The organism is Sulfitobacter aestuariivivens (assembly GCF_014763045.1).
Classification (GTDB): domain Bacteria; phylum Pseudomonadota; class Alphaproteobacteria; order Rhodobacterales; family Rhodobacteraceae; genus Sulfitobacter; species Sulfitobacter aestuariivivens.
Window position 1 is genome coordinate 1,440,072 of the sequence record NZ_JACTAG010000002.1, and the last position, 17,138, is coordinate 1,457,209.

The 17,138-nt window shown below is 61.1% G+C and carries 16 protein-coding genes; 8 read left to right on the forward strand and 8 right to left on the reverse strand.

The genetic code is table 11. The features are described from left to right. Nucleotides 1-3 precede the first annotated feature (3 nt). Nucleotides 4-927: a dihydrodipicolinate synthase family protein gene (locus H9Q16_RS16825; RefSeq protein WP_191076566.1), complete on the forward strand. Its 924-nt coding sequence runs from the start codon at nt 4-6 to the stop codon at nt 925-927. Continuing rightward, nucleotides 927-1,697 carry an SDR family oxidoreductase gene (locus H9Q16_RS16830; RefSeq protein WP_191076567.1) on the forward strand — a complete coding sequence of 257 codons (771 nt, stop codon included), beginning with the start codon at nt 927-929 and terminating at the stop codon, nt 1,695-1,697. Before H9Q16_RS16825 ends, H9Q16_RS16830 begins: the two co-directional genes overlap by 1 nt. A 73-nt stretch (nt 1,698-1,770) precedes the next feature. Here H9Q16_RS16830 and H9Q16_RS16835 read toward each other — a convergent pair whose 3' ends face one another. The 4 genes from H9Q16_RS16835 to ilvD form a co-directional block, all read right to left on the reverse strand. Continuing rightward, nucleotides 1,771-2,142, reverse strand: a complete 372-nt coding sequence (locus tag H9Q16_RS16835; protein WP_191076568.1) for a hypothetical protein — start codon at nt 2,140-2,142, stop codon at nt 1,771-1,773. A gap of 13 nt (nt 2,143-2,155) precedes the next feature. After that, nucleotides 2,156-2,929 (reverse strand): DUF6478 family protein, encoded by a 774-nt coding sequence (locus H9Q16_RS16840; protein ID WP_191076569.1) that lies wholly within the window; start codon nt 2,927-2,929, stop codon nt 2,156-2,158. A 164-nt stretch (nt 2,930-3,093) separates the two neighbouring features. After that, the gene (locus tag H9Q16_RS16845) at nt 3,094-3,681 is read right to left on the reverse strand and encodes a hypothetical protein (RefSeq protein WP_191076570.1); all 588 of its coding nucleotides are present in this window, start codon (nt 3,679-3,681) and stop codon (nt 3,094-3,096) included. Continuing rightward, nucleotides 3,662-5,428, reverse strand: coding sequence for a dihydroxy-acid dehydratase (gene ilvD, locus H9Q16_RS16850; RefSeq protein ID WP_191076571.1), 1,767 nt, complete (start codon nt 5,426-5,428; stop codon nt 3,662-3,664). Before ilvD ends, H9Q16_RS16845 begins: the two co-directional genes overlap by 20 nt. Nucleotides 5,429-5,569: 141 nt before the next feature. Here ilvD and H9Q16_RS16855 point away from each other — a divergent pair, with 141 nt between their 5' ends. From H9Q16_RS16855 to H9Q16_RS16875, 5 genes are all read left to right on the forward strand, one after another. After that, the gene (locus H9Q16_RS16855) at nt 5,570-8,695 is read left to right on the forward strand and encodes an ABC transporter transmembrane domain-containing protein (RefSeq protein ID WP_191076572.1); all 3,126 of its coding nucleotides are present in this window, start codon (nt 5,570-5,572) and stop codon (nt 8,693-8,695) included. Continuing rightward, nucleotides 8,692-9,591, forward strand: a complete 900-nt coding sequence (locus H9Q16_RS16860; RefSeq protein ID WP_191076573.1) for a CPBP family intramembrane glutamic endopeptidase — start codon at nt 8,692-8,694, stop codon at nt 9,589-9,591. The genes H9Q16_RS16855 and H9Q16_RS16860 overlap by 4 nt, the downstream gene beginning before the upstream one ends. Nucleotides 9,592-9,697: 106 nt before the next feature. Beyond that, the gene (accD, locus tag H9Q16_RS16865; RefSeq protein ID WP_191076574.1) at nt 9,698-10,636 is read left to right on the forward strand and encodes an acetyl-CoA carboxylase, carboxyltransferase subunit beta; all 939 of its coding nucleotides are present in this window, start codon (nt 9,698-9,700) and stop codon (nt 10,634-10,636) included. Beyond that, complete coding sequence (locus H9Q16_RS16870) at nt 10,633-11,907, forward strand: bifunctional folylpolyglutamate synthase/dihydrofolate synthase (protein WP_191076575.1); 1,275 nt, start codon at nt 10,633-10,635, stop codon at nt 11,905-11,907. The genes accD and H9Q16_RS16870 overlap by 4 nt, the downstream gene beginning before the upstream one ends. A gap of 113 nt (nt 11,908-12,020) precedes the next feature. Then, nucleotides 12,021-12,209 (forward strand): hypothetical protein, encoded by a 189-nt coding sequence (locus H9Q16_RS16875; protein WP_191076576.1) that lies wholly within the window; start codon nt 12,021-12,023, stop codon nt 12,207-12,209. A gap of 2 nt (nt 12,210-12,211) precedes the next feature. Here the strand turns inward: H9Q16_RS16875 and zapE are convergent, their stop codons facing one another. Beyond that, nucleotides 12,212-13,270 (reverse strand): cell division protein ZapE, encoded by a 1,059-nt coding sequence (gene zapE / locus H9Q16_RS16880; protein ID WP_191076577.1) that lies wholly within the window; start codon nt 13,268-13,270, stop codon nt 12,212-12,214. 135 nt (nt 13,271-13,405) lie between these two features. On the opposite strand from zapE, the gene H9Q16_RS16885 reads away from it, so the two are divergent. Then, a complete protein-coding gene (locus H9Q16_RS16885; RefSeq protein WP_191076578.1) occupies nt 13,406-14,647 on the forward strand; it encodes an MFS transporter in 1,242 nt (413 codons plus the stop codon). A gap of 2 nt (nt 14,648-14,649) precedes the next feature. Here the strand turns inward: H9Q16_RS16885 and H9Q16_RS16890 are convergent, their stop codons facing one another. Genes H9Q16_RS16890 through H9Q16_RS16900 form a run of 3 tightly spaced genes read right to left on the reverse strand, consistent with a single transcriptional unit; the run spans nt 14,650 to nt 17,116 of the window. After that, complete coding sequence (locus H9Q16_RS16890) at nt 14,650-15,582, reverse strand: alpha/beta fold hydrolase (protein WP_191076579.1); 933 nt, start codon at nt 15,580-15,582, stop codon at nt 14,650-14,652. After that, nucleotides 15,579-16,499 carry an ornithine cyclodeaminase family protein gene (locus tag H9Q16_RS16895; RefSeq protein WP_191076580.1) on the reverse strand — a complete coding sequence of 307 codons (921 nt, stop codon included), beginning with the start codon at nt 16,497-16,499 and terminating at the stop codon, nt 15,579-15,581. Before H9Q16_RS16895 ends, H9Q16_RS16890 begins: the two co-directional genes overlap by 4 nt. Beyond that, entirely contained in the window at nt 16,496-17,116 is a 621-nt protein-coding gene (locus H9Q16_RS16900) for an HAD family hydrolase (protein WP_191076581.1), read from the reverse strand. The genes H9Q16_RS16895 and H9Q16_RS16900 overlap by 4 nt, the downstream gene beginning before the upstream one ends. Nucleotides 17,117-17,138 lie beyond the last annotated feature (22 nt).

Below are 17,138 nucleotides of genomic sequence, written 5' to 3' on the forward strand. Positions count from 1 at the left end.
AAGATGACCGAACTCACAACGACAGCTGCCGGGGTATTCGTGATCGCAGTCACGCCCTTTCACCCTGACGGGCGCATCGACATGGAAAGCTGCGACCGGATGGTGGATTTCTACCTTGAGACCGGGGCGACCGGCCTGACCGTTCTGGGCATGATGGGCGAGGCCCCCAAGCTGACGGTAGACGAATCTCGCGACGTGGTGGCACGTATTCTTGCCCGGGTGAACGGGCGCGTGCCAGTGGTCGTCGGCGTGTCCGCGCCCGGATTTGCACAGATCGATGCACTGACCCGGATGGTGATGGATATCGGTGCGGCGGGCGTGATGGTGGCCCCACCCGGCGGGCTGCGCACGGACGACCAGATCGTGGCCTATTATCATCAGGTGGCAGAGTTGATCGGCGACGTGCCCTTTGTGCTTCAGGACTTTCCGCTGGCGACCGGTGTCCAGATCGCCGCTTCCGTGATCGCCCGCATCATGAACGACTTGCCAACCTGCGTATGTCTCAAGCACGAGGATTGGCCGGGCCTGGAAAAAATCTCTTATCTGCGGAAAGACGGCGTGCTGAACCGGCGCATTTCAATCCTGTGCGGCAACGGTGGCCTGTTTCTGCCCGAGGAAATGGCCCGCGGCGCTGACGGTGCGATGACCGGTTTTGCCTACCCCGAAATGATGGCGCGCGTCGTCGCGGATTATACCACGGGCGACATCGCGCGCGCGCGGGATATTTTCGATGCATATCTGCCGCTCGCACGGTTCGAACAACAACCGGGCATGGGGCTCGCGATCCGCAAATATACGCTCGCCAAACGCGGGGTCATCGCACATGACACCCTGCGCAAACCGGGCGCCGCCCTTTCGGCCCACAGCAAGGCCGAAGTCGATGCGTTGATCGACAGACAGGAACATAGATTGAAGGAATTGAGCTAATGGATCTGGGCATTACAGGAAAACGGGCGCTGGTGCTGGGTGCCAGTCGCGGGCTGGGCAAGGCCATTGCTCAAGGACTGGCGGCGGAAGGGGTGACCGTCTTTGCGGCCGCACGCAGCGTCGACAAGATTTCGGACTATGCCTCGAACAGCGACACCCTGCACCCGGTTAAACTGGATCTGGGCGAGATCACACAGGTCGATCGCGCCGTTGACGATCTGCTTGCCGATGGGGGCGTGGACATCATCGTGAATAATGGCGGTGGTCCGCCTCCGGGGGCCGCGCTGACCGCAGACCGGGCGGCATGGCTCACGCATTTTGAGGCCATGGCAGCCAATCTGTTCCACATGAACGCACGCCTTTTGCCAAAGATGAAAGAGCGCGGCTGGGGGCGAATCATCTCGATCACCTCATCAGGCGTGGAGCAACCAATTCCCAATCTGGCCCTGTCAAATGGCATTCGCTCGGCGGTCGTGGGCTGGTCCAAGACGCTGGCGAACGAGGTCGCCGCGGACGGAATTACCGTCAATGTGGTGATGCCGGGCCGGATACACACCCAACGGGTGGACGAACTGGACGCTGCGGCGGCCAAGCGGACAGACACCGACGTGGCAGAGGTCGCCGCAAAATCACGCGCCACGATCCCGGCAGGCCGATACGGCAAACCCGAGGAATTTGCAGATGTCGTGACTTTTCTGGCGTCCGAACGCGCAGGCTATGTCACAGGATCAAAAATTCGCATCGATGGCGGGTCGATAAAGTCGATCTGACAAACAGGCGCAAAACCGTCAGGCCCGCCGCAAATCTCCGGACGCCACATACCGCCAGTGGCATCACAGGCACTCAGGCCGTTTCCAGACAGTGCCGTCGGAACGCCCGTTTAAGCATGTCGAGCTCCGCGCGCAGCAAATCCATCTCGGCCCGGATATCATCGCCCAGGGCCTCCCCCGCGATCAGGGTCACATGGCCGATGCTGGACTGCGCGCGCGCATCTTGAATGATCAGCGTCTGCACCCCGTCCGCAATCGCCGCCATCGGGATCGGCACCTGCACAACCCAGTGTCCCGCGTCGGGGTCATGCGTCAGGGCAACACCGTCGACCGCACGCCCCTCATGGGTGACGATGATCTGGGGGTCATCGGGGTCCGACGTCGTCAGTATCCCTTCCCAGACACCTTCCTTCATGCGGGTCTTGGTCAGTTCAAGCGCGCTCATCACTCGGTGTCCTTTACAACTGGGCGCGCGGGCGGCGCGAGAAGGTGAGATCGCGCAGGACCACCTGGTTCATCTCTGGTGATTCAAAGATGATGTCGATCCACGCGGCATCGACCCGTTTTTCGTTAAGGTTGGTATAGGCCAGATCAAACTCCACCGCGATGGTGTCGTCGTCCAATGGCAGTTCGCGCACCAATTGCTCAGTGTTGGGCCCGCTCTTGATGTTGAGACGGGCAAAGATCTCCAGCGGATGCTCCATCTCCACGATGACATCCATCCGCAAAAGATGCTTGCGCTTCAGGCCATCGGTCGCCGCTTCCGGCAGATCGACGACCAGCGACAGAAAGGTCCCGTCGAACTTGAAAACGTCGAGCCGCAAACCGTATGGCGCAAGGTCCGCTTCGCGCAGGTTGCGCAACTGGCGCAGGGTCAGCTCGGACCTGTCGCAGTCATGAAACAGCGCCACACCGTCGCCAATCGCGCTCTTGCTTTGAACAGAGCTAAGCCCGGGGGTCGGCAGCGGCCCGCGCCACAGATCGGGCCGCCACGCCCAGTCCGCATTGTGAGGTTTCGGAAAGCCGGTGGCCCCGATCATCGGCAGCGCAAGCCGTTCGTCCGCGCGGTGAATAAGCCGGTCAAGATGGGTTTTCAGCGCCCGCGCCCGGGTGCGCTGACGACGCAGGACGGACAGTTCTGTCTTGTCCGCCTGACGCGCGGCGCGGGCCCAGCGTAACACAGCCTGGGCACTGAACCGGTTATCGAGGAATTGGAATCCTAGTTTCGACATGATGCAGGGGCCTCGCTGTTGTGTCACGCAGTCTAACCACCGCATTGGTTTCATTCAAATGAACCGCGAACAATTCCCGTTGGAATAGCGGCGGTGTTGCCAAAATGGAAACAATGCCCGCGAGCTTGAACAGGCATCTGCGGCAGGCCGCATATCGGGAAAGATCATGATGCCGCCTTGGTTTTCCGGATAAGACCATTGACGATTTCACGCCCCTCACGTGAAATTGCCCGCCCGCCTTTTGGGCCATAAAAAGCAATGCCAATCACCTGATCCTGCACCCGCGCAATCCCGCGCCATTGCACGGTATCAAGCTCCTTGAGCGGCGGAATACCCTCGGCCCGAAAAGTAACGGCATCGACCTCTGACTTCTGCGCACTGACCTTCTCAAGACGGGCCGCAGCGGCAGTCTGATCGGGCGTTGGCAAGGGCTGTGCCGCGCTGGCGTCCGAAATGCTGACCGTCAGAATACCCATTGGCGCGCCCGCACTTGCCGACGGGTTGCCCAGGGTGTCGCACCGCGCCATCAGCGCAAAACGACGCTTCAGGCTGCGTTTATCGATGCAAAAGCCCTCGGGCGGCACCAGGGTCAGGGCGCCACCTGCCATGCGCGCCTGCGGCAAGGCGATGTTTTTCGCGTCGCCGCCCGCGCTCGCCCCGCCAAACGGATTGCCTCCCTGACCGTCTTCGCAGCCGATCAGCGTGATGCTCAGGCCCGCGGCAAGCGCGGCCCTAAAGCGCCATGTACTCATGTGTTTCTTTCTTGGCACCGGGATGCGTGACCGCGCCCAGATAGGTCGGGCCAACCAGTTGTGCATATTTCCACAAGGCACCGGAGGCATAGTTGGTCTCGCGCGCGCCTTTCCAGTCGGCCTTGCGTTGCGCCAGTTCTTCGTCTGACAGATCCACGCTGATGGTGCCCTTGATGGCATCAATGGTGATCATGTCGCCTGAATTGATCAGCGCAATCGGCCCGCCGTGTGCCGCCTCCGGCCCCACATGGCCGACGCAGAACCCGCGCGTCGCACCCGAGAACCGGCCATCAGTGATCAAAGCCACTTTCTTGCCCATGCCCTGACCGGACAAAGCGGCCGTGGTTGCCAGCATCTCGCGCATACCCGGACCGCCTGCGGGGCCTTCGTTGCGGATCACAAAGACATCACCTTCGGAATACGTACGGTTCTGCACCGCTTCAAACGCGTCCTGTTCACACTCAAAGATCAGTGCAGGGCCAGTAAAGACGATATCTTCCTCGCCCATGCCTGCAATTTTCACAATGGCGCCTTCGGGGGCAAGGTTGCCCTTCAGCCCGACAACACCGCCGGTGGTCGAGATCGGATTTGCCACCGAGTGAATGACCTTGCCGTCCGCTTCGCGCGTAACCTTGTCGAGCACCTCGCCCATACTCTCGCCAGTGGCCGTCATGCAATCGAGATGGAGAAGACCCGCCTTGCGCAGCTCGTTCATCACAACCGGCACGCCGCCCGCCTCGTAAAGGTCCTTGGCCACGTAGGCCCCGCCCGGTTTCATGTCCACGAAATAGGGCGTGTCGCGAAAGATCTCACAGACATCATCAAGAAAGAACTCAATCCCGGCCTCATGCGCCATGGCTGGCAGATGCAGACCCGCGTTGGTCGATCCACCTGTACAGGCCACGATCCGCGCGGCGTTTTCAAATGCTTCGCGGGTACAGATATCGCGCGCGCGGATGTTCTTTTCGATCAGGTGCATGACCGCTGCGCCAGACGCACGGCCATATTCATCGCGGTCCTTGTAGGGGGCAGGCATGCCCGACGAATTGGGCAGGGCCAGACCGATCGCCTCAGAGACGCAGGCCATGGTGTTCGCCGTAAACTGCCCCCCGCACGCGCCGGCCGACGGGCAGGCGACACGCTCAAGAATTTCCAGCTCTGCTTCGGTCATGGTGCCGGACTGGTAGTTCCCCACCGCCTCGAACATGTCCTGCACAGTGAGGTCACGCTCGGCAAAGGACTGAGGCACATCCGCGCCCTTCGGCGCTTTGCCCGGCAGGATCGACCCACCATAAAGAAATACCGAAGGCGTGTTCAGCCGCAGCATCGCCATCATCATGCCCGGCAGCGACTTGTCACAGCCTGCCAGACCCACAATGGCATCGTAGCAATGGCCGCGCATGGTCAGCTCCACCGTGTCGGCAATCGCCTCGCGCGAGGCCAGCGAAGAGCGCATGCCCTCATGGCCCATCGCGATGCCATCCGTCACGGTGATGGTGGTGAATTCGCGCGGCGTGCCGTCCTCGTCCTTGACGCCCTGCTTCACCGCCTGCGCCTGCCGCGACAGCGCGATGTTGCACGGTGCCGCTTCGTTCCAGCAGGTGGCGACCCCGACCAGAGGCTGGTGAATTTCCTCTTCTGTCATGCCCATCGCGTAGTAATAGGACCGGTGCGGCGCACGCGCGGGGCCTTCGGTGACATGACGGCTGGGCAGTTTGGTTTTGTCGAAACGCTGGTTGCTGGACATCTTGGGTTCCTTGACGAAAATCGTTCCTGACCGGAATAGTCGCGCCCGCCCAATGTTGTAAAGCCTCTGCCGCAGGCTTAGGTTTGTACGACACCCAATTTTCGGACCGCTGCAGGCCCACCCGATCCAAGAGCATACCCCATGGAAAAGAGCCTGTTCTCGTTCATCTGGAAGCACTCCAAACGCGAACAGCTGTTCCTGCTGGCGTTTACGCTGTTCACGTTCCCCTTCCTCTACGCGACGCTGGAATTACCCAAACGCATTATTAACGACGCGATCGGGTCCGAGACGGACACCATCAGGTTGTTCGACTGGGAGATCAGCCAGGTCAACTTTCTTTTCATTCTCTGTCTGGCCTATCTTGCGGCGGTGGTGGCACATGGTCTGCTCAAGATGCGGCTCAACACCCGCAAGGGCGTTCTGGCCGAACGCCTGCTGCGCCGCTTTCGGTTTCGCCTGATCAGCCGCATGATGCGTTTCCCGCGCAGCTATTTTGAGAAAACCAGCCAGGGCGAACTGGTCAGCATGGTCACCTCCGAAGCTGAGCCTATGGGCGGGCTGATGGGTGACTTTATTGCGCAGCCTGTGTTTCAGGCCGGCCAGATGCTGATCATTGTGCTGTTCCTGTTTCTGCAATCGGTGTGGTTCGGACTGGCAGGCGTGGCGCTTATCCCGCTGCAGGCTTGGATCATCCCGATGCTGCAACGCCAGATCAACCAGCTGAACAAGAAACGTATCGTACAGGTGCGCCACCTCGCCGCCGAGATCGGCGAGACCAGCGCCGGTATCACCGATCTGCGCACCAACGGCGGCGGGCGCTTCCGGCTGGCGGAGTTCACTGACCGGCTGGGGCTGCTTTTCGATATCCGCTTCCGGATCTACCAGAAAAAGTTCTTCATGAAGTTTCTCAACAACTTCATCACCCAACTGACACCCTTCTTCTTTTATGCCGTGGGTGGCTATCTGGCGATCAAGGGCGAGATCACGGTGGGCGCGCTGGTGGCCGCACTGGCCGCCTACAAGGATCTGTCCAGCCCCTGGAAAGAACTGCTGGCCTACTACAACCAGACGCAGGACATGGCCCTGCGCTGGGAAATCGTGACCGAACGGTTCGCGCCAAAGAACATGCTCGATAAAAGCCTGTTCGAGAACCCGCCGCTCGAGATCCCGCATCTGCGCGGTGATATAGAGCTGTCGCACGTGTCAGTGCGCAACGCGGATGGCAATCTGGTGCTGAACGATCTGACCATGACGATCCCTGCCGGGTCACAGGTCGCGATTGAAATGCCGACCCAGGCCGAACGCACCGCCATGGCCGAAGTGCTGACCCGCGAGGTGCTGCCCATTCGCGGCAAGGTGACGATTGCGGGCCATGATCTCTCGGGGCTTCATCAATCGGTCGTGGCGGCCCGGATCGGCTATGCCCACGCCCAACCCTACCTTTTCCAGGGCTCGGTCGGCGACAATCTGTTGATGCCGCTGCGCACCTACCCCCAAACGGTGATGTGGGACCCCGACCAGAAAGACGACCGCCGCATCGAAGCCCGCCGCGCAGGCAACAGCCCTGACAGCCTCGAAAGCGATTGGCTCGATCCGGAAATCGCCGGGCTCAAGTCAGCGGACGAGGTCAACGCCTGGTGGTACAAGGTGACCGAGGCGCTGGGCACTGCGCAGCTGCTGTTTGAGCGCATGCTGAACGCGCGCTTTATGCCAGAAAATCACCCCGAGCTGGCCAAACGCATCGTTGAGGTCCGCGAAGAGATCCACACTCGGCTGAAAGAAGAAAACCTCGACAAATACGTCTTTCGGCTGGACCCCGATACCTTCAATCCGGCCATCCCGCTGGGTGGCAACCTGATGTTTGCAGCACCGCGCCGCGACATCAGCCAGGAAGGGCTGGCTGCAGAAAAGTCCTTTCTCGCGCTGATCGTCGATCAGGGCCTCGCTGAACAGGCCATCGCTATCAGTCAGACGCTGGTGGAAACCCTGCACCAGACCTTTGGCATGGACGGCACCAGCCACCCGCTCTTTACCTCGCTCGGCATAGACGAAAGCCTTTACGAACGTCTGGTGGATATTGCGGCCCGGCGGCGCGACAAGGGTGATGCCGCACTGGACGAAGAAGAATTCATGCTGCTGATGACGGTGCCTTTCGCCTTTACGGCAGAACAAATCGGCCCCGCGTTCCCGGAATCCTTCAAAGACGAGATCCTTCATATCCGCAAAACCCGGGGCGAGGTGTTGCGCGAGCGCGCGAGCGATCTGTTTGTGCCCGTCGCACCGGAAAACTATCTGCCCCGTCTGACCATCCTTGAAAACCTGCTTTATGGCCGCATTTCGTCGGTTGCGGGCCTGCAGGGCGATCTGGTCCGTGACGTGGTCATTCGCGTGCTGGAAGAACACGGCATGCAACAGATGATCTCTACCGTGCTCTTCGATATTGAAACCACCATCGGGGGCACCAACCTGGCCAAGGTGTTTCAGGAACGCGCGGCCTTTGGCCGTGCGGCGATCAAACGGCCTGACGTGCTGGTGTTCAATCAATTGCTCTCCGACATGGACGGAGAGGCCCAGACCCAGATCCGCGACCGCCTGAGCAAACTGCTGCCGGACACCACGCAAATCTACATCAATGACAGTTTTGCGCTGCCCGATAGCTTCGACATGCATGTCGAAATCAGCGGTGGACGCCTTGATGGTCTGGCCGGATCGGACCTGCACACTGAGGACGATGACGTCTCGGACGACCTGCGCCGCAAATTGCGCATCATTGGCCGGGCAGAGCTGTTTTCAAAGCTTGAGCCGCGCAGTCAGCGCCTGCTGGCCTTCGCCGCGCAGTGGTACACGGTCGAGCCGGGAACGCCCGTCTTCTCGCAGGGTGAGCGTGCCGACGCCGCCTATCTTTGTCTCTCCGGTCTTGGCGAACTGGCCTACACAGACAGCAATGGCGAACGGCTGCATGTTTCGACGGTCGAACCCGGGCGGCTGATCGGGGACCTTGCGCTGATCCTCGACGACCCGCGCCAGCTGGACCTTTACGCGATCGAAGAAACCACCTTTCTGCGCATCGGCAAAGAGCAGTTCCTCGCCGTCGTCGAAAACGACAGCGGCGTCCTGCTCAGCCTGTTGCAGACAGTGGCAGGGCACCTCAGTTCAGCAGCCGAGCGGCTGATCGAAGCGCGCATCAAACTCCCCGATGATGAGGGCATCATCCCCCGCTCCGAGGCGGAACGCCGCAAGGCCGAGGCGCAAGTGTCAGAGGAATGATCCTGAAAGCGGACTATGGGCCGCACGCGGCCTTCATCGCCCCCGCACGCGCCTCCGCTGCGGTGTGGCGCCTGATCGCCGGGCTGGTCTTTATTGTGGTCGCCTACGTCGCACTCAGCCGCATGTTCTTTCAGTTTCTCTATGACCTTTTTGGCAACGGTGCGGCGGGCTTTTATCAAACCTTGTTCTCGGGCAACACGCCGGGCTCGATGCTGGTCCTTCTGGCCAGCTTCGGGTTCATGACGGTCTCCGTGGCCGTGACGGTCCGCTTGGTGCACCGGCGCGCGGCACGCAGCCTGCTGGGGCCACCCCGTGCGGCGGTATCCCAGTTCTTCCGCGTGTTCTGGCCGCTGTGCCTCTTCAGTGTGGTGCTGTTTATGCTGCCGCCCTGGGACATGGGCGGTGACTATGTCCCGAACCTGTCAGTCAGTCTTTGGCTCGTGCTCTTGCCCGCAGCCCTGCTGGGCGTCCTGATCCAGGTCAGCGCCGAGGAAATCCTGTTCCGGGGCTATATCCAGCAACAGCTTGCCGCCCGGTTTCGCTCGCCCCTGATCTGGGGCCTGCTGCCCGCTGGGCTATTCGCGCTGGGTCATTATGCGCCCCAAACCACCGGCGAGAATGCCCTGATCATTGCCATCTGGGCGGGGCTCTTTGGGGTGCTGATGGCGGACATCACCGCGCGGGCGGGCACACTTGGCCCGGCGATTGCACTGCATTTCTGGAACAATGTCTCCGCGATCGTGATCGTCGGAATGCCAGATGATCTGGGCGGTCTGGCCCTCTACCACACCCCCTTTGGCCTGTCAGACACCGGCGCCCTGCGGGTCTGGCTGCCCGTGGACTTTGCGCTGATGATCGTGGCATGGCTGGTGGCCCGTCTGGCGCTGCGCCGGTAAAGCTGCAGCGTCCCTCGCCTTTCCTGCTCTGCCCACCGTGCGAGGCTGATTGCAATTTGCCCAACTGCGGCTTATTTCGGATCAGGCGCCGCAATGAGGGACACGCATGAACTGGATCACCAATTACGTCCGGCCCCGGATCAACTCGATCTTTTCGCGCCGCGAAACGCCGGACAACCTGTGGACCAAGTGTGACGACTGCGGCACGATGCTGTTTCACCGCGAGGTCAGCGATAACCTGAACGTCTGCACCAACTGCGGCCACCACATGCCAATCAGCCCGCGTGAACGGTTCACCGCGCTGTTCGATGGCGGTATCTTCAACGAAGTCGAGGTGCCCAAGCCCACGCCCGACCCGTTGCACTTTCGCGATCAGAAAAAATATCCCGACCGCCTGAAGGCCGCCCAAAAACAGACTGGTGAGGCCGAAGCGATGCTGGTGGCCGTTGGTGAAATGGGCCGCACCCCCATCGTCGCCGCCGCACAGGATTTTTCCTTCATGGCCGGGTCCATGGGGATGTATGTCGGCAATGCGATCATCGCTGCGGCACAAGAGGCGGTTAAACTCAAGCGCCCGCTGATCCTGTTCTCCGCCGCCGGGGGTGCCCGCATGCAGGAAGGCATCCTGAGCCTCATGCAGATGCCGCGCACTACGGTTGCCGTGCAGATGCTCAAGGAAGCGGGCCTGCCCTACATCGTCGTGCTGACCCATCCCACCACGGGCGGTGTGACAGCCAGCTATGCCATGCTGGGCGATGTGCACATCGCCGAACCCAACGCGCTGATCTGTTTTGCGGGGCCACGTGTCATCGAACAGACCATCCGCGAAAAGCTGCCCGACGGGTTCCAGCGCGCGGAATACCTGCTGGATCACGGGATGCTCGACCGGGTCACGGCCCGGACCGAACTACGCGACGAACTGATCAATATCACCCGGATGCTGCTGGGGCTGCCTCCGGCGGTGCGCGGTGATCTGCCCCCGCCACAGGAAGGCGGCGAACTGGATCATGCGCTTTCCGATACCGAGGCCGAAGCCGGGAAATGACCGCGCCCACCTCGGACGTCATCCTTGAGCGGATGATGGCACTGCACCCCAAGATCATCGATCTGACACTCGACCGGATGTACCGGTTGCTGGATGCGCTGGGCAATCCAGAGCGCGACCTGCCCCCGGTCATTCACATCGCGGGCACCAATGGCAAGGGATCGACCCAGGCCATGATCCGCGCCGGGCTAGAGGCTGCGGGCAAGCGCGTGCACGCCTATACCTCACCGCATCTTGCGCGGTTTCACGAACGCATTCGATTGGCAGGTGAGCTGATCGACGAAGACGCACTCACAGCGGTGCTGGATGAATGCTATGCCGCCAACGGCGACGCGGCCATCACGTACTTCGAGATCACCACCTGCGCCGCCCTGCTGGTCTTTGCCCGCACCCCGGCGGACTACACCCTGCTTGAGGTGGGCCTTGGCGGGCGTCTGGATGCAACCAATGTGGTGGATGCGCCGGCGTTGACCGTGATCACCCCGGTCTCCATCGACCATCAGCAGTTTTTGGGCGACACGTTGGGACAGATTGCCGGGGAAAAGGCCGGGATCATCAAGCGCCGCGTGCCCTGCATCGTCGCACCTCAGGAAGACGCCGCGCTTGAAGTGATCGAACGGCAGGCAGAACGCCACCATGCCCCGCTGCTGGCTCATGGTCAGCACTGGCATGTCACAAGCGAAGCCGCGCGCCTGATCTATCAGGATGAGCGTGGCCTGCTTGATCTGCCGCCGCCCAACCTGCCGGGGGCGCATCAGGTCATAAACGCAGGCGCCGCCCTTGCGGCACTGCGCTACCTGAACATGGATGAAGCGGCCTGCGAGGCGGCGGTGACGCAGGCACACTGGCCTGCGCGCATGCAGCGCCTCAAAGCCGGTCCACTGGTCGATATCGCAGGCGGTGCCGAACTGTGGCTTGACGGTGGGCACAATCCTGCGGCAGGCATCGCCCTGGCAGAGGTGCTTGCCGCGCGCCGTGACCGGCCAACGCATCTGATCTGCGGCATGCTGAACACCAAGGACATCGCAGGATATCTGCGCCCGCTGGCCGCACAGGCCGACACCCTGCACGCCGTCTCTATCCCCGGCGAGGCCAGCACACTGCCTGCGTCCGAAACCGCACGAGCCGCCCGCGAAGTTGGCCTGACGGCCTACGAGGCTGACAGTGTCGAGGCCGCGTTGCGCGCGGTCGTGACACGGGAACCCGGCGCAAGAGTGCTGATCTGCGGCTCACTCTACCTGGCCGGGAACGTGTTGCGGGAAAACAGCTAATTTTCGATATTTTGCGGTACCAGATACGGCAATTCCCATATCTGGTGTAACTTCGGGTCAATTCAGGGGCGCTAGAACAGGGCGCAACACTGGAACGATCTGAGGACGAGCATATGAGTGAACAGTTTGACACCGCAGTCACGCGGACAGGAAACGCCCGTGATCTGGGCCGATCACAGGCCATTTTTGTCGCGACAGGAATTTGCATCATTTTGGGCGGGCTTTACTTTCTGGCCCAGGGCGACGGGCCATACCACCCGGAAATCTCGGGGGATGAGGCACAGTTCGTCATAGATTCCTGACCTCAGTCGCCCCAGCCATCCGCCTGCATTTCGCGCAGACGCGAGGCGGTGCGCTCGAATTCAAACGTGCCTTCTCCTTCAAGATACAGCATCTCGGGCTGTGCAGCTGCAGAACAGATCAGCCGCACGCGAGATTCGTAAAGCGCATCAATCAGCGTGACAAATCGCTTGGCCTCGTTGAAATTGCTGCGCCCCAGACAGGGGATATCATCCAACAGCAGCACCCGCACCGCATCCGCCAGCGCAAGGTAATCCGCCGCCCCCAAAGGCTGGCCGCACAGATCATGAAACCGCGCGCGCCCCATGCCGTTGTGAAAATGCGGGATCACCACGTCCCGCCCCTTGACCCGCAGCGTCAGCGGCGCGCCCGGGCTGCCTGCCAGATCATCCCAGACGGCATCCATCGCCGCCCGACTTTCTGCATTCACGGGCGTGAAATAGACCTGCGTGCCTGACAACCGGTCTTGCCGGTAGTCCGTCGGACTGGTCAGCTCGTGCACCACCATCTTTTCCTTGATCAATTCAATGAACGGCAGAAACAACGCACGGTTCAGCCCGTCCTTGTACAAATCATCCGGCACGCGGTTCGAGGTCGTGATCACCACCACGCCATCTGCAAACAGTCGCTCGAACAGGCGTCCGACAATCATCGCGTCAGTGATGTCGGTGATCTGCATTTCATCAAACGCCAACAGACGCACCGCAGCCGAAACATCCGCCGCCACAGGGGCAATGGCATCGTCCACGCCGGTCTTGCGCACCTCGTGCATGGCCGCGTGAATTTCCTGCATGAACGCATGAAAATGAACCCGCCGCGCAGGAACGTCGTCCAGTATATCCACAAAAACATCCATCAGCATGGATTTCCCGCGCCCGACACCGCCCCACAGATACAGGCCTTTCGGTGCCTCGGGCGCCTTGCGAAAGAGCCCCTTCTTGACCGGCTTCAGCAACGCCTCGCGCATCCGGTCAAACTCCGGAATAGCGGCTTCCTGTGCCGGATCCGGTTTCAGTTGGCCGCTTTCGATCAGGGCGTCATAGGTCTCGCGCAGACTGGGCATGGCTCAGGAATAGTGGTCCCGACACCGATTGAAAAGCCATGCCATCACCGGCAGGCATGCCCGGGATCACGAGGCTTGATTTGACGCCGCCCTCAGGATGCGAAACGGTGCACACCGACCCCAGCGGAGCACAGCATGTCAGCCCGACAGTCCATCTTTACCCCGGTCCTGATCGTCGGCTGCGTGATCATCGCGGTCAGCTTTGCGGTGCGCGCCTCTTTTGGTGTGTTCCAGATCCCCATCGCAGAAGATCTCGGCTGGCTGCGGGCCGAATTCTCGCTTGCCATCGCGATCCAGAATCTCGCCTGGGGGATCGGGCAACCGATCTTTGGCGCGATCGCCGAAAAGATCGGTGACCGAAAAGCGATTGTCATTGGCGCGCTGACCTATGCGCTGGGTATGGTGCTGACAGCAGCCTCCACCACCCCGTTTGAACATCAGGCCTATGCCTGGCTTGTGGGCTTTGGCGTTGCCGGCACCGGGTTCGGCGTGATCCTTGCGGTTGTCGGGCGTGCATCGACCGACCAAAACAGATCCATGTCCCTGGCCATCGCCACGGCGGCAGGCAGCGCGGGGCAGGTGTTTGGCGCACCCCTGGCCGAATGGATGCTGGGCCTGATGTCCTGGCAAATGGTTTTCATGACCTTCGCTGCGGCCATCCTCGCGATGATTCTGACCTTGCCCTTGATGCGCGCGCCAAGAATGGCCAGCAAGACCGAGCTGGAGGAAAGCCTAAGCCAAATTCTCGTCAAGGCGGCGCGCGATCCGTCCTTTGCACTGATCTTTCTGGGGTTCTTTTCTTGCGGCTATCAACTTGGCTTTATCACCGCGCATTTCCCTGCCTTCGTGACCGAACTGTGCGGCCCGATCATGCCGGGGGGTGCGCTTTACAGTATTGGCATCACCACGACCTCCGCACTGGGGGCGGTGGCGATTTCGCTGATTGGTCTGGCAAATATCGCAGGGACGCTTTTGGCCGGCTGGGCGGGCAGTCGGTTTTCCAAGAAATATCTGCTGGCCGGGATCTATGCGGGCCGTACGGTTGCGGCGTCGCTCTTTATCCTCTTCCCGATCACGCCTGCAACCGTGATCCTCTTTTCTCTCGCCATGGGGGCGCTATGGCTTGCGACGGTGCCGCTGACCTCTGGTCTGGTCGCGCATATCTACGGGCTGCGCTACATGGGCACGCTTTACGGGATCGTCTTCTTTTCCCATCAATTGGGCAGCTTTGTGGGCATCTGGCTGGGGGGGCGGATGTATGACATCTACGGCTCTTATGCGACGGTCTGGTGGATTGGCGTCGCGGTTGGCGCGTTCAGCGCACTTGTGCATCTGCCCATCCGGGAAAAGCGGCTGGACGGCCTCGTGACGGCCTAAACCTACGCCGTGTCCGGCTGCTGGGCCAGCCAGCCTTCCAAAACGCGCAAAACCTCATCGGTGTGGGTGTAGGGCAGGCCATGCCCCGCACCGTCAATGACCTCTTGCGTGGCGTCGCGGTTCCACTCCGTCAGCAGGCCAATGGCCGAAAGCGGTATCGTCGTGTCCTCACCGCCCCAAATCGCCAGCACCGGCACCTTCGCGTCGCGGATGGTGTGATGCGTGTCTTTCATCGGGCGCGCCAGTATCCCGCGAAGACTGGACAGAACCGCAGGCAGATACCCTTTGAAGTCCAACTCTGCCTCTTGCATCTCACCGATATTCAACACGCTACCTGGGGTTGCGCGTTCGGCGCGGATAACGTGGCGGGCCACCCTTGGATAATACGCCAGCGTCAGCCAATCGCCAATCGCCGGCACGTCCCGCATAAACCGAACCTCGGGGCCCATGGCATGAACCATCCCGGCAGACGCCAGCAGGATCAGATGGCGCATCCGATCCGGAAAGGTTGCGGCATAGCTGGCCGCGATGGCCCCGCCCATGGAAAAGCCTATGAGGGTGACCCGCCCGCGAATGTTCTCATGTGTCATCAGATCCGCCAGTTGGCGCACGAAAAAGGCGGCATCCTGATCCCCGCCCACGCGGGCAGAGTAGCCGCGCCCGTAAAGATCGTAGGTCAGCACGCGAAACCCCATCGCCGTCAATCCCCTGACCATCCCACCCCAGACAAAGCTTGGCGTGGTCAATCCGTGAACGCAGATGATCGTGGGGCCACTCGCTGGGCCATGCCAGCAATAATGGGTCGTGCCCTGCGGCAGATCCGCGAACTGGCCAGGACCTTTGCCACGGGTCACATCATCCATCGGGCGCCGGTTCAGCTCGATGATGATCGGGACGGCAATCACCACCCCCACGATCAGCACCAGCCACATCATGCAGTGGCGGTCCAACGGTCCAGAATGTACCGGCTGGTCATCAGATCCAGATGCGCCCCGCCGCCGTTCTTGAAAAGCGTGATCTCATCGTCGGACTGTCGCGTGAAGGCAGGCAGGTCGTAATAATCCGCCACCATGTCATCGCGGGTAATGGTGCCAGCCTGCAGCGGGATCTCGATCTCGCCGATATGGCCGATTGTGGTATCAAAGCTGTCGACAAAGATACGGGCGCGCCCAAGGGCTGTGTCATCCACCTCGCGCATGTCAGGGCGATAGGCACCAATAAGATCAATATGTTGGCCCGGCTGCAGCCAGTCCCCCCGGATCAACGGATCGGTCGACATCGTGGCCGAGGTCACGATATCAGCCCCCCTGACCGCCATTTCCAGGTCCTCCGCGATGGCCAGACCGGGCAGTTCACCGGCCATCTTTTCCGCATTTCCACGCGTCCGGTTCCAGACGGTGAAACGCGCCTTGGGAAAGGCGGCAGAATAGGCCGCATGCAAGGCGCGCCCCTGATTGCCCGCCCCCACGATCAGGATGTTTTCGCTGTCCGGGCGCGCCAGACGGCGCGCCGCCAACAAGCTATCTCCGGCGGTCTTCCACTTCGTGATCAGGTGAAAGTCGATGATCGCTTCCAGCGTGCCATCGGCATTGGAATAAAGCGTCACGCCGCCGTTGATCATTGGCGTTCCCTTGGCGGGATTGCCGGGAAAGATGGTCGCGGATTTCACAGCAATGCCCAAACCGTCGACCCACGCCGCACGACTTAGCAACGTGTCCGGATCGCGGTAAAGAAAAGTGTCGCCAATTTCAGCCTTGGGCAGATCGTGGCCCGCGGCGATGGCGTCGGTCAGGCCAACCCAGTCCAGCAGGGCCTCGCCTTCGGCAAACGGGATAAAGGGAATTTCAGTCATGTTGCATCCTGCTCAGAGAGAAGCCCCAAGGCAACCAGTCTTGCAGCCCACCCTGCGGGACCTTCAAAAAGATGTGTCTGCCAACCGCGTGCCTTGGCTGCCGCAATGTTGTCGGCGCGGTCATCGGTGAAAAGAAGCGCCCCGGGCGGCAGGGACGTGCTGTCTTCGACAGTCCGGTAGATCGCGGGATCAGGTTTGATCATCCGCAAATGCCCCGAAATGAAATCGCGGTCAAACTGGCGCAGGAAGGGATAGCGTTCTGCCGCGATGTCATAGGTCTCGACCCCGAAATTGGTCAGCGAGAAAACCGGCACGCCATTGCCCTGCAGCGCTGCCATCAGGCGCACCGAATGCGGTATCTCCGGACTGGCCAGATCGATCCAGCGCGCGTGCCACATTTCAATCTCTGCACGCCAGTCGGGATAGGCGTTGGCGGTTTCGGCAAGAACGGTGTGAAAGTTTTCACCCTTGTCGACGCGGTCATTCATGCTGTGCAGATCCACCGCAGCAAAAAGCGCCTTGCGACGTTCCGCGCCGATCTGGGCATCAAAGAAGCGTTCCGGATGCCACTCGATCAGGACATTGCCGATATCAAAGATGACGGCCTGAGGTTTCATTGTCGCGTCCTTTCTGACAAAG

Excerpts from the sequence above, each read along its gene's own strand:
- H9Q16_RS16845 (WP_191076570.1), bottom strand. The coding sequence starts at position 3,681 with ATGAGTACATGGCGCTTTAGGGCCGCGCTTGCCGCGGGCCTGAGCATC.
- H9Q16_RS16890 (WP_191076579.1), bottom strand. The coding sequence starts at position 15,582 with ATGATGTGGCTGGTGCTGATCGTGGGGGTGGTGATTGCCGTCCCGATC.
- H9Q16_RS16835 (WP_191076568.1), bottom strand. The coding sequence starts at position 2,142 with ATGAGCGCGCTTGAACTGACCAAGACCCGCATGAAGGAAGGTGTCTGG.
- H9Q16_RS16870 (WP_191076575.1), top strand. The coding sequence starts at position 10,633 with ATGACCGCGCCCACCTCGGACGTCATCCTTGAGCGGATGATGGCACTG.
- H9Q16_RS16855 (WP_191076572.1), top strand. The coding sequence starts at position 5,570 with ATGGAAAAGAGCCTGTTCTCGTTCATCTGGAAGCACTCCAAACGCGAA.
- H9Q16_RS16900 (WP_191076581.1), bottom strand. The coding sequence starts at position 17,116 with ATGAAACCTCAGGCCGTCATCTTTGATATCGGCAATGTCCTGATCGAG.
- H9Q16_RS16860 (WP_191076573.1), top strand. The coding sequence starts at position 8,692 with ATGATCCTGAAAGCGGACTATGGGCCGCACGCGGCCTTCATCGCCCCC.
- accD (WP_191076574.1), top strand. The coding sequence starts at position 9,698 with ATGAACTGGATCACCAATTACGTCCGGCCCCGGATCAACTCGATCTTT.
- H9Q16_RS16825 (WP_191076566.1), top strand. The coding sequence starts at position 4 with ATGACCGAACTCACAACGACAGCTGCCGGGGTATTCGTGATCGCAGTC.
- H9Q16_RS16895 (WP_191076580.1), bottom strand. The coding sequence starts at position 16,499 with ATGACTGAAATTCCCTTTATCCCGTTTGCCGAAGGCGAGGCCCTGCTG.
- zapE (WP_191076577.1), bottom strand. The coding sequence starts at position 13,270 with ATGCCCAGTCTGCGCGAGACCTATGACGCCCTGATCGAAAGCGGCCAA.
- H9Q16_RS16840 (WP_191076569.1), bottom strand. The coding sequence starts at position 2,929 with ATGTCGAAACTAGGATTCCAATTCCTCGATAACCGGTTCAGTGCCCAG.
- H9Q16_RS16830 (WP_191076567.1), top strand. The coding sequence starts at position 927 with ATGGATCTGGGCATTACAGGAAAACGGGCGCTGGTGCTGGGTGCCAGT.
- H9Q16_RS16875 (WP_191076576.1), top strand. The coding sequence starts at position 12,021 with ATGAGTGAACAGTTTGACACCGCAGTCACGCGGACAGGAAACGCCCGT.
- H9Q16_RS16885 (WP_191076578.1), top strand. The coding sequence starts at position 13,406 with ATGTCAGCCCGACAGTCCATCTTTACCCCGGTCCTGATCGTCGGCTGC.
- ilvD (WP_191076571.1), bottom strand. The coding sequence starts at position 5,428 with ATGTCCAGCAACCAGCGTTTCGACAAAACCAAACTGCCCAGCCGTCAT.